General features: G+C 61.4%; 9 protein-coding genes. 3 read left to right on the plus strand and 6 right to left on the minus strand.

From position 1 onward, the window contains the following. Positions 1–272: 272 nt before the first annotated feature. From AC0Z5Z_RS26520 to AC0Z5Z_RS26545, 6 genes are all read right to left on the minus strand, one after another. Positions 273–2,702 (minus strand): TonB-dependent siderophore receptor, encoded by a 2,430-nt coding sequence (locus AC0Z5Z_RS26520; protein ID WP_485611853.1) that lies wholly within the window; start codon positions 2,700–2,702, stop codon positions 273–275. A gap of 212 nt (positions 2,703–2,914) precedes the next feature. Continuing rightward, a complete protein-coding gene (locus AC0Z5Z_RS26525) occupies positions 2,915–3,904 on the minus strand; it encodes a FecR family protein (RefSeq protein ID WP_460094203.1) in 990 nt (329 codons plus the stop codon). Further along, positions 3,901–4,467, minus strand: coding sequence for an RNA polymerase sigma factor (locus tag AC0Z5Z_RS26530; RefSeq protein WP_071174434.1), 567 nt, complete (start codon positions 4,465–4,467; stop codon positions 3,901–3,903). Before AC0Z5Z_RS26530 ends, AC0Z5Z_RS26525 begins: the two co-directional genes overlap by 4 nt. Position 4,468: 1 nt before the next feature. Then, on the minus strand, positions 4,469–4,795 hold the full coding sequence (locus tag AC0Z5Z_RS26535; RefSeq protein WP_150636167.1) for a DUF3325 domain-containing protein: 327 nt from the start codon (positions 4,793–4,795) through the stop codon (positions 4,469–4,471). Then, a complete protein-coding gene (locus AC0Z5Z_RS26540; protein ID WP_485611854.1) occupies positions 4,795–6,378 on the minus strand; it encodes a PepSY-associated TM helix domain-containing protein in 1,584 nt (527 codons plus the stop codon). Before AC0Z5Z_RS26540 ends, AC0Z5Z_RS26535 begins: the two co-directional genes overlap by 1 nt. Further along, positions 6,375–6,680, minus strand: coding sequence for a DUF3649 domain-containing protein (locus tag AC0Z5Z_RS26545; protein ID WP_041479671.1), 306 nt, complete (start codon positions 6,678–6,680; stop codon positions 6,375–6,377). Before AC0Z5Z_RS26545 ends, AC0Z5Z_RS26540 begins: the two co-directional genes overlap by 4 nt. Before the next feature lie 145 nt (positions 6,681–6,825). Between AC0Z5Z_RS26545 and AC0Z5Z_RS26550 the strand changes: the two genes are divergently transcribed. The 3 genes from AC0Z5Z_RS26550 (at position 6,826) to fecA (ending at position 10,797) form a co-directional block, all read left to right on the plus strand. Beyond that, positions 6,826–7,356: a sigma-70 family RNA polymerase sigma factor gene (locus tag AC0Z5Z_RS26550; RefSeq protein WP_485611855.1), complete on the plus strand. Its 531-nt coding sequence runs from the start codon at positions 6,826–6,828 to the stop codon at positions 7,354–7,356. Beyond that, positions 7,353–8,285 (plus strand): DUF4880 domain-containing protein, encoded by a 933-nt coding sequence (locus AC0Z5Z_RS26555; protein WP_406228299.1) that lies wholly within the window; start codon positions 7,353–7,355, stop codon positions 8,283–8,285. Before AC0Z5Z_RS26550 ends, AC0Z5Z_RS26555 begins: the two co-directional genes overlap by 4 nt. 178 nt (positions 8,286–8,463) lie before the next feature. After that, positions 8,464–10,797 (plus strand): TonB-dependent Fe(3+) dicitrate receptor FecA, encoded by a 2,334-nt coding sequence (gene fecA / locus AC0Z5Z_RS26560; RefSeq protein ID WP_485611856.1) that lies wholly within the window; start codon positions 8,464–8,466, stop codon positions 10,795–10,797. The last annotated feature ends 154 nt before the right edge of the window (positions 10,798–10,951 follow it).

Below are 10,951 nucleotides of genomic sequence, written 5' to 3' on the forward strand. Positions count from 1 at the left end.
GCACTGTACGTCGACCTGAAACACCGAATCGATTATGGATTCAAAGCAACACATTCAAGTCGGTGTACCTCTGGAATATCCCACGGTCAGCCCCCCTCTCCCAGAGGGAGAGGGGGCTGACCGAGTTGTCTTGCACTGTACGTCGACCTGAAACACCGAATCGATTATGGATTCAAAGCAACACGTTCAAGTCGGTGTACCTCTGGAATATCCCACGGTCAGTCCCCTCTCCCTCCGGGAGAGGGCTAGGGTGAGGGGCTTTTGATCTTGCCTCAAAACTCCAGCGTGCTGGAAAGCGAAACCTGCCGCGAATCCCCCATCGACACAAAGAAGCGGCTCGCCGAAGAGGTGTAATAAGTGCGGTCGAACAGGTTCTTCACGTTCAACTGAAACTTGACCTTCTGCCCCTCAACCGTGGTGTCGTAAGTGGCAAACGCATCCGCCACGGTATAGCTCGGCAGGTCAAAATCATTCACCGCGTTGCCGGCACGCTCGCCGACGTACCGCGCGCCCGCCCCGACACGCAACTGATCGCCGCCAAACACATTGCCGAAGTCATACACCGCCGACAGCGAGCCGGAATTCTTCGCTACGTTTTGCAGGCGCTTGCCTTTGTATTCCGGGTCTTCGGTGACTTCGGCATCGGTGTAGGCATAGCTGCCGATGAGGTTCCAGTGCTCGCTGAGTTGCCCGCTCAGGTCGACTTCCAACCCACGGGAACGCACCTCGCCAGCGGCGCTGTAGATCGTCGTCGGACCTTCGGAGTTGGCCACCAGTACGTTGCGTTTCTTGATGTCGAACAACGCGATATTGCCGGTGATGCTGCCCGGCATATCCAGCCGCGCACCCAGCTCCCACGACTTGGCTTCTTCCGGCGCGATGCTGCCGTCGAGCACCGTACTGCTGCCGCTCAGCGGGGCGATGGTCGAGTTGGGTTTGAAGGATTCGGTGTAGCTGCCGTAGAACGACAAGGCGTCGGTGTAGCGATACACAAGACCGGCGCGCGGCACCCACTTCTGCCCATTGCTGTCGGTATTGGCCTTGAACGGCACGCCTTTGCCGGCGTACTGGTCGTACTCCTGAAAACGTCCGCCAGCGACCAAAATCCACTGCTCGTTGAGGTGAATCGAATCCTGCAGGAACAGCGAATCGCTGCGCAGTTTGTCGGTCTGCGCGCTGTCGGGCGCACTCACCGTAGTGCCCATCACTTCGCGACCATACACCGGGTTGAGATAGCTGAACGTGGTCAGGCTTTTCTGCCGGATCAGATCCTCGCGGTAGATCTTGCGATATTCGTCGTCGACGCCGAACACCAGATCATGCTGCATGCCCAGTACATTCACCTTGCCTTCGAGGCTGGCGGTGGTGAAACGATCGGTGCTGATCGCATTCTGGGTGCCGTCCATGCTGCGGGTCAGTGTGCCTTTGTTGGTGTCGATCGCAGTCACGCGCACTTGGCTGGCGTCGTAGGTTTCGCGGTTCCAGCTGAAGCCGAAGTGGGCTTTCCAGTCGTCGTTGAGTTCGTGGTCGGCTTCGAAATGGTAGAGGTCCGAGCGCCCTTCCATGTCGTTGAACGGCTCGTCGAGACGCTGTTTGCGCGAGATATCCAGCGGATGGTTGGTGCGCGGATCGATCAGCGTGCCACGGTCGAAGGGGGTGAGAAACTCGCGGTGCTCGTAGGCGAACAGCAGCTTGGTGCGCTCGCCGTACCAGGCCAGCGACGGTGCGATCAGCGTCTCGCGATGGGTGCCGAAGTTGCGCCAGTAATCTTCGTCTTCATGATCGACGACCATGCGATAGGCGAAGCCGGAATCGCCCAGCGCACCGGTGCTGTCAAAGGCGCCACCGCTGCCATTCTTGCCGTCACCGTAGCTCGAACCGCGCACGGTCACGGCATTGTACTGGGTCAGTTCCGGCTTCTTGCTGACCAGGTTGACCACGCCACCCGGATCCTGAATCCCGTAGAGCAGCGAGGCCGGGCCCTTGAGCACTTCGACGCGATCCACGGTCGCGTTCATGCCACGGCCCTGCACCAGCGGCATGCCGTCGCGCATGATCGAGCCATTGCGGTTGTCGCCGAAACCGCGAGTCATCACCGAGTCCTGGGTACTGCCCAAGGTGTTGCCCTGGGTGATGCCGCTGACATTGGCCAGCGCGTCATCGAGATTGCGCGGCGCCTGATCGCGAATGACCTGCGCCGGGATGACATTGACCGTCTGTGGAATTTCTTGCAGCGACGCCGATGAGCGCATCACCGAACTGGTTTCCGGCGGCTGATAGCTCATCGATTCGTCGCGCGTAGACGTGATGGTGGTGGCGCCGAGATTAAGCGCCCCTTCGGTCGGCATCGGCTCCAGCGCCAGGGTATGACTGTCGGTGCGGCGAAAGCTCAGGCCGGAATTGCCGAGCAGACGTTGCAGGGCCTGTTCGGCGCTCATCTGGCCGTTGACTGCCGGAGCATTGAGGCCGTACGGCGCTTCATCGGTGTAGACCACGCTTTGCCCGGTCACGCGGCTGAAGTCGCTCAGGGCTTGCGGCAACGGTTTCGCGGCGAGGGCAAAATTGAATTGCTGTTGCGCCTGATTGCTCACCGCTTCTGCCGCCAGCGCGATACTCATCGGCAGCAATGCCAACGCGGAAAAACTCAACGCCGACATGCCCAACCACTGTTTGACCGAACCGGATTTTGCCCTGGACTTCATTGCTCAATGACCTGTGTAGAACCGCAACGGATGCGAATGGCTCGCAGTTTCAGTCACTACACGGATGGGGCTCGGGGTTACCTCACCTTTAATTTGAAAATATTTTGCGGGGGATTTGTTGCCTGGGCTGACGCCTTCGCGAGCAGGCTCGCTCCCACCTTTGAAATGCGTACCCTGTGGGAGCGAGCCTGCTCGCGAAGAGGCCGGCAGCCTCAGCGCAAAATAATCAACTGTCCCATCACCCGATGCTGCTCAAATCCCAGTACCCCTTGCAGCGAATTGAGCACCGCTTGCGGATCCTTGCTCGGGAAACTGCCGCTGACCTTGCGCGCCGCCAGCTCATCGTTGAGCAGCACAATCCGCCCCGGGTAATAGCGGCGCAGATCCTCGACGACATCGGCCAGCGTGGTCTTGTAGTAGGTCAGCCAACCCTGACGCCAGGCCAGTTGCGCTTCACTGTCCACGCCATGCAGTTTTTCCGCTGAGCCCTCGGCGTAGGCAACTTGCTGACCGGCCGTAAGAATCTGCTGTTGGCCATGCTCGTCTGCCGTCACCGCGACACGCCCGGACAATACCGTCACTTGCGCGCCATGGAGTTGCCGGCGCACTTCGAACTGGGTGCCCAGCACCCGCGCTTCGCCCTGCTCCGCCGCCACCACAAAAGGGTCGCCAGTGTGAGTGACGCTGAAGAAAGCAGCACCTCTGATCAATTTCACGCGGCGCTGACCGTGACTGAAATCCACAGCAATCGCACTGTCGGCATCCAGTGTCACTTGCGACTGATCGGCCAGAGTCACCGTGCGGATTTCCCCAGGTGCCGAGACATGATCAGCGCGCAGATCGTCGAGCCAGCGCTGCGCCTGCCACCCGGTGCCGAGGCTGACCATCAGCAGCAGACACGCGGCCAGCGCCAGCGCTCCAGACCAACGCAACATCGGCGAACGACGCGGGGCGTCCATCGCCCGCAGATAACCTTGCAGCGAAAGCGTATCTTCCTCGGCCAGCGTGCGCGCGGGGCTTTCGCTGAGTTCCCAGATCACCTGCGCCTGCGCGTACGCTTCGGCATGGGCCGGATCGGCGCGCAGCCATTGGCTGAAGGTGAGTTGATCGCCAGTGCTCGGGCGGTCGTGCAACAGGCTCAGCCAGGCCAGCGCGGCTTGCTCCTGGGCCGGCGTCGGTGTGATCGGATCGGATGGCTTCACGGTGCTTTCCCTGGCAGGCGTGGCGCGGGGTCGCGCAGGCTGGCCTTGCAGGCCTCGAGGGCGCGCATCATATGTTTTTCCACGGCACTTTGGGACAGGCCCATGGCCTTGGCGATGTCGGCGTACTTGCGCCCATGAATGCGATTGAGCAGAAAAATCTGCCGGGTGCGTTCGGGCAAGGCGCGCAATGCGGCTTCGACATGGCGCAGATCGTTGCCGGCTTCGAGGGCGGCCTGGGGTTCGCTGCCGTGGCTGTCGGGTTCGTCCGGCTGCCAGCCTTCGTTGACCCGCGTGCGCGTGCCTTCGCTGCGAAGATGATCGATGGCGATGTTGCCGGCGCAGCGCAGCAGATAGGTGCTGAGTTCTTCGACCTGGACCAGCGGCCGACGCCAGAAGCGCAAAAACAGATCCTGGACCAGATCCGCCGCCGTCGCCCGACAACCGACGCGGCGGTTCACCAGTGCTTCCATTTGCGCACGCTGTGACAGAAACACCTGAAGAAAATGCGCACGCGCGCCACGCGCTTCATCGTCACGCGATTCCGGCGGCAGACCGATCAGCACTTCAGCACTGCGCCCAGGCGGCGACCGGGCTCGCCAGCAGGCTCAACCCGGCCAGTGCCATGGCCAGACGCGGGCGATACGGCAGCAACAGCACCAATGCCAAAGCACTGAGCATCAGCACCGCGAACCAGTCGACCAGACCGAAACTCCAGCCACCGGCCGCCACCGCCGCCCACAGCGAAAGCGCCAGCAACAGCCATCCCGCCACCGCCAGACCCTGACGGCGGCGCGTCGACGGTTTGGCGCCGAGCAACTCGGCATGATGGCGTGGCATCGACAGGCACAACGCGGTGAAGCCGGCATAGGTGAGCAACAGGGCCAGCAGCATCAGTTGGCCCCCTGTTCAACTGTGATCGAGCGAGGCGAAGGACTTGCTTTGCGAACGCTGACGCGGTCCCCCGGACGCTGCATCTTGCGCGCAGCCCAGCCGAGAAAAAGCCCCGTCGCCAGACAAGTCAGATCAAATCCGGCCAGTGCCCAGTCGCGCTGCATCAGGGTCGCGCCAAGATTCCACGGTGTGGTCAGCGCATTGATCAGCGGCACCGCGATAAACAGCGCAGCGCCGAGCGTCAGCTGTTCGATCCAGGCCTTGCGTCCCGGACGCAATACCGCGTGCAACAGGCTAAGCCCCCACGCGATAAAAAACGCATTTACTTCCCAATCGGCCCGCCCCGCCAGACTCACCGGCAGCAGTCGATTGGCCAGAAAGAACACCGCCACCGCCGATACCAGGCCGGCCATGCTGGCGATATTCAGCACCTCGACCAAACGCAATTCGAAGGGCATCGCCGCGCTTTTTAGGTGCTTGAGCTGCCGCTTGCCGAGCCAGATCACCAGCCCGGTGCCGATCATTGCCGTACCGGCCAGTCCGCAAAGGAAATACAGCCAGCGCAACAGCGGCCCGGCGAAATGGCCCATGTGCAAACCGTAGAACGCGCCACCCACCACCATCGCCATGGGTTGATCAGGGGTGCTGTTCAGAAGCTGCCCGGTGACGCCATTGAAGGTCACCGCCCGGCCGAAATCATGCACCACCCGATCGCCCGCGCGGGACAGCACCACCGTGGCGCTGGCATCGCCCGGGTTGCTCACCGACAGGCGCGCGGTATGGCCGCCCGACCACTGCTCGCTGGCCTTGGCCAGTAGCGGCGCCATGGCGGTCAGCGGCGCGGAGATATCGGCACGCTCGGGCGTCTTCGAGGCGGGAAAGACTTCGTCGTAGAACTTGCGCACGTCGCTGCCGTAAGAGGCGACGATGCTGGCGGGCATCACCATCGACATGAAAATCACCAGGCTGCTGTAAGTGATCATCAAATGAAACGGCAGCACCAGCACACCCACGGCGTTATGCCCGTCGAGCCAGGAACGCTGGCCCTTGCGCGGGCGGAAGGTGAAGAAGTCCTTGAAGATTTTCTTGTGGGTGATGATGCCGCTGATCAACGCGACGAACATCACCATCGCAGCGAGAGTCGCCAGCCAGCGCCCCCACGGATAAGGCATCTGCAACTGGAAGTGGAAACGGTAAAAGAACTCGCCGCCCATGCTTTCGCGGCCCTGTACTTCGGCCCCGGTCTGAGCGTCGAGGGTTCGGGATTCGAAGCGGCCGCGCTCGCCGGGTTTGCCCGGCGCCTGCTGCCAGCGCACGGTCAGACCCGGGTCGCGGGCATCGGGCAAATCGATCAGCCAGCGCGAGGCACCGGCGGCGTGTTGTTGCAGATAATCTTGCGCCAGCGCCAGGCTCGCTTCGCTGTCGAGCGAATGCGCAGCGATTTCCGGCTGCATCCAGTGGCTGATTTCATCTTTGAAATAAGCGAGCGTGCCGGTGAGGAAAATCGCGAACAGCAACCAGCCGAACACCAGCCCGGCCCAGGTGTGAAGCCAGGCCATCGACTGACGCAAACCCTCTTTCATGCCAGCCCCAGTCCGCGTGCGGCGCCGGAAACGGTGGCGAGAATCACGCTCGGCACCAGCAGGCCGACCCACGCCGACCACGCGCTGCGGCAGGCAAAGCACCAGAGCACCGCGACCAGATAGACCAGAAAGGACACGGTCATACCAGTGACCACCGCTTCGGCGCGGTTCAGCGGCAGCCACAACGTCAGGGTGACACTGGCCAGCGCCGCGACCAGATAGCCGCCGAAAATCGCCGCCAGTACCCGCGAAGTGACGGCCAGACGATAGGACATGGGAAGGGTGGCGAGTTTGCCTTTCATGTTTCGACCCTGAAACGGAAACGTTCGGCCGACAAGCCGAATCTACAGGCGAGCAATATTAATGATAAATATTCTCATACGCAAAAGCATCTGATTGCCGGACACTGTCGCCAGCCTCTACAATGCGAACCGTTCTTGTTCTCTAATGCACGTTCTCTACGCAAGTTTTGCGTCCGGAGTCATTTCGTTGCCGCCCGCCCATCCCGTCGAATCGCTCTACAACGCCCACCACAGTTGGCTCACCGGCTGGCTGCGGCGCAAGCTCGGCTGCCCCGACAGCGCTGCGGATCTGGCCCAGGACACGTTCATCAAAATGCTAACCGCTCGCGAGCCACCAGTGATCATCGAGCCGCGCGCCTTTCTCACTACGCTGGCCAAGCGCGTGCTGTTCAATCATTACCGACGCCAGGATGTGGAACGCGCCTACATCGAGACACTGGCGCAGATGCCTGAAATGGTCGCGCCTTCGGAAGAGCACAAAGCGATCATCCTGCAGACGTTGATCGAACTCGATGAGTTGCTCGACGGTTTGCCGCGCCAGGTCAAACGCGCCTTTCTGCTCGCGCAGGTCGATGGTCTGACTTATCCACAGATCGCCGCAGAACTGGGCATCTCGGTGGCCACGGTCAAACGCCATTTGAACAAAGCGGCCATGCGCTGCTATTTCGCCCTGTGAATCGCACGCCGGATTTCTCCGCACAAGTCGCCGAACAGGCGGTGCACTGGTTGCTGGAAATGCAGCAGGGCACGCTGACCTCGCGCCAGCAACAGGCCTGGCAACAATGGCTGGATGCACACAGCGAACACCGCCGAGCGTGGGAACACATGCAACGGGTCAACCAGCGCTTGCGCGGCGTGTCGTCGCCGTTGGCCCACGCCGCGTTGAACGGACCGAAGTCCGGCAGCCGCCGTCAGGCGCTGAAAATGTTGCTGATTCTCGGTGCCGGCTCAGCGGCGACCTGGGGCATGCGCGAGCACACTCCGTTGCCGTCGCTGCTCGCCGATTACCGCACGCCGGTCGGCCAGCGACGCAAGATTGCCTTGGGCGGTGCCGATTCGTTGCAGCTCAATACCGCCAGCTCGGTTGATGTTGATGGTACGCAGCGGTTGATTCGTCTGCTCGAGGGCGAAATGCTGTTGAGCGCTGCAAATCCGTTCGAGATACGTACGGCACACGGTGTGCTGAAAACCCAAGGTGCGCGCCTCAATGTGCGGCAGTTTGTTGATCACACGCAGATCGCGCTGTTTGAAGGACGAGTCGAACTCATCGCCAGCCAGCGCGCGCCCCTGCTGCTGCCGATCGCGCGGCAGTTGAGTTTTACTGCCAGCTCGGTCAGCGCCCCCAAACCGCTGGACGCCAACAGCGGCGCCTGGACCGACGGCATGCTGGTCGCCGCCCATATGCGCCTCGGCGATTTCCTCGAAGAGCTTGGCCGCTACCGGCGCGGGCAGCTGCGGTGCGACAGTCAGGTTGCCGATCTGCTGATTTCCGGGACGTATCCACTGGATGACAGCGAGCGGATTCTCGACCTGCTGCAGATCAGTCTGCCGGTGCAAGTGAAGCGCTTTACCCGTTATTGGGTGAGCGTCGAAGCGCGGGTTTAGAAAGCAAGATCAAAAGATCGCAGCCTTCGGCGGCTCCTACATTTGGAATGCATTTTTTCTGTAGGAGCTGCCGAAGGCTGCGATCTTTTGATTCTGAAAAAATAAATGAGCCGTTTTTCAGATCTGGCGTGACAGAGAAGGAAAGCCCCCTTGATTCCACCTTCTCAGGATCATCCACATGCAGCCCACCCGCCTTACGCCACTGGCCCGCAGCCTGCGCAATCTTCTGCTCGGCGCCAGCCTGAGTTTCACCGCCCTGCCCGCCGCGATGGGTGCCGAAGCCAAGGTTTATCACATCGCCCCGGCATCGCTGGAAACCGCGCTCAACCAGTTTGGCCGTGAAGCAGGCGTACTGATTTCTTTCGGTTCGCAAGTCACCAGCGGCGTACAAAGCCGGGGTCTGGAAGGCAATTACACCGCGCAACAAGGCCTCGATGCCTTGCTCGAAGGCACCGGCCTGCAAGCCCGCGCCGAGGGTAACAACGCCTTCAGCCTGCAACCGCTGGCTGACGCGGCGCTGGAGCTGGGCACCTCGACCGTAGTCGGCGACTGGCTCGGCGATGCGGCGCAGATCAATGTCTTCGAACACCCCGGCGCGCGCGATGTGATCCGCCGCGAAGAATTCGAACGCCAGGGCGCGACCCAGGCCCGCGATGTGCTCAACCGCATCCCCGGTGTGAACGCGCCGGAGAACAACGGCACCGGCAGCCACGACATGGCGCTGAATTTCGGCATTCGCGGTTTGAATCCACGCCTGGCCGCACGCTCGACAGTATTGATGGATGGCATCCCGGTGCCGTTCGCGCCGTATGGTCAGCCGCAGCTTTCGTTCGCGCCGATCAGCATGGGCAACATGGATGCCGTGGACGTGGTGCGTGGCGGCGGCGCGGTGCGTTACGGCCCGCAGAACGTCGGCGGCGTGGTCAACTTCGTGACCCGGGCGATTCCCGACGAGCCAACGGTCAAGGGAGGTTTGCAGACTGAAACCAGCCCATCGTCGAGCCACGACGGTTTCAAGACCAGCGCCAATCTGCTGGCCGGCGGCACCAACGCCAACGGCCTCGGTGGCGCCTTGCTGTACTCCGGCACCCGTGGTGGTGACTGGCGTGAACACAGCGATACCGAGATCGACGACCTGATCCTCAAGGGCAAGTACCAGCTCGACGACGCCAACAGCTTCAACGCCATGGCCCAGTATTACGAGGGCAAGGCCGACATGCCCGGCGGTCTCAATGTCGCCGATTACGATGCCGATCCGTATCAGTCGACGCGACCGAAAGACCAGTTCTGGGGGCGCCGCACGATGTTCAACTTCGGCTATCGCTATCAGCAAGATCGCCGCGAATTCACCGCCAACACCTTCTTCACCAAAACCCTGCGCAGCGGTTATCTGGATCAGGGCACGTTTCTTTCGTTGTCGCCCCGCGAGTATTGGGTGCGTGGTCTGGAAACCCGTTTCGCCCAAGGCTTCGACCTGGGTCCGAGCAGCCACGAAGTCGGCGTCGGCTACCGCTACATCAATGAGGCCGGCCACGAACTGCGCTATCGCACGCCGATCAGCGCCAACCAATACCCGACCACCAGCAGCCGCAACGACCGTGACACTCGCGGTGGTACCGAGGCCAACGCATTCTTCGTCGATGACCGCATCGACATCGGCAAATGGACCATCACCCCGGGCGTGCGCTACGAGATGATCGAGTCGCAGCAGACCAACAACCTGACCAACGTCAAATACAAGGGCGACTACAACACCGCGCTGCCGGCGCTGAACGTGCTCTATCACCTCACCGACAGCTGGAATCTGTACGCCAACACCGAAGGCTCGTTCGGCAGCGTGCAATACAGCCAGATGCCCAATCGCGTGAGCAGCGGCGAGGTGAAACCGGAAAAGGCCCGCACCTGGGAACTCGGCACGCGCTATGACAACGGTGCCCTGCGCGCGGAAATCGGCGCGTTCCTGATCAACTTCGACAACCAGTACGAAAGCAACCAGACCAACGACTCGGTGATCGCTCGCGGCGAAACCCGCCATCAGGGCATCGAGACCAGCGTCAATTACGCGCTCGACGACTTGAGCCCGGCGCTGGCCGGTTTCGATGTCTACGCCAGTTATGCCTATGTCGATGCGACCATTCGCGAAGACGGGCCGAACAAAGGCAACCGCGTGCCTTTTTCCTCCAAGCACAAAGGCACGATTGGCGTCGGTTATACCGAAGGGCCATGGAAGCTGAATCTGGACAGCAGCTTCCAGAGCGACCAGTTTGCCGACAACGCCAACACCTCGAAGGAAAGTGCCGATGGCAGCACCGGCAAGATCCCCGGTTACATGCTGTTCAGCAGCCGCGCCGGGTATGACTTCGGACCGCAACTGTCGGATTTGAATGTGGCGGTGGGGGTGAAGAACATCTTCAACACGCAGTACTTCACACGCTCGTTCGATGACAACAACAAGGGCAAGTACGTAGGTGAGCCGCGGACGGTTTATGTACAGACGTCGGTGGCGTTCTGACCCCACCCCATCGAAGATCAAAAGCCCCTCACCCTAACCCTCTCCCAAAGGGAGAGGGAACTGACCGAGGTGTATTTACGATTTACGCTCGCCTGCAATATCGAGCCGAACGCTGGACTTGAAAACAACCGGGATCGGCCCCCTCTCCCAGAGG

The organism is Pseudomonas sp. 1L-E-NC-VB-C3 (assembly GCF_057291535.1).

Excerpts from the sequence above, each read along its gene's own strand:
- AC0Z5Z_RS26520 (WP_485611853.1), bottom strand. The coding sequence starts at position 2,702 with ATGAAGTCCAGGGCAAAATCCGGTTCGGTCAAACAGTGGTTGGGCATG.
- AC0Z5Z_RS26535 (WP_150636167.1), bottom strand. The coding sequence starts at position 4,795 with ATGCTGCTGGCCCTGTTGCTCACCTATGCCGGCTTCACCGCGTTGTGC.
- AC0Z5Z_RS26540 (WP_485611854.1), bottom strand. The coding sequence starts at position 6,378 with ATGAAAGAGGGTTTGCGTCAGTCGATGGCCTGGCTTCACACCTGGGCC.
- AC0Z5Z_RS26545 (WP_041479671.1), bottom strand. The coding sequence starts at position 6,680 with ATGAAAGGCAAACTCGCCACCCTTCCCATGTCCTATCGTCTGGCCGTC.
- AC0Z5Z_RS26550 (WP_485611855.1), top strand. The coding sequence starts at position 6,826 with ATGCACGTTCTCTACGCAAGTTTTGCGTCCGGAGTCATTTCGTTGCCG.
- fecA (WP_485611856.1), top strand. The coding sequence starts at position 8,464 with ATGCAGCCCACCCGCCTTACGCCACTGGCCCGCAGCCTGCGCAATCTT.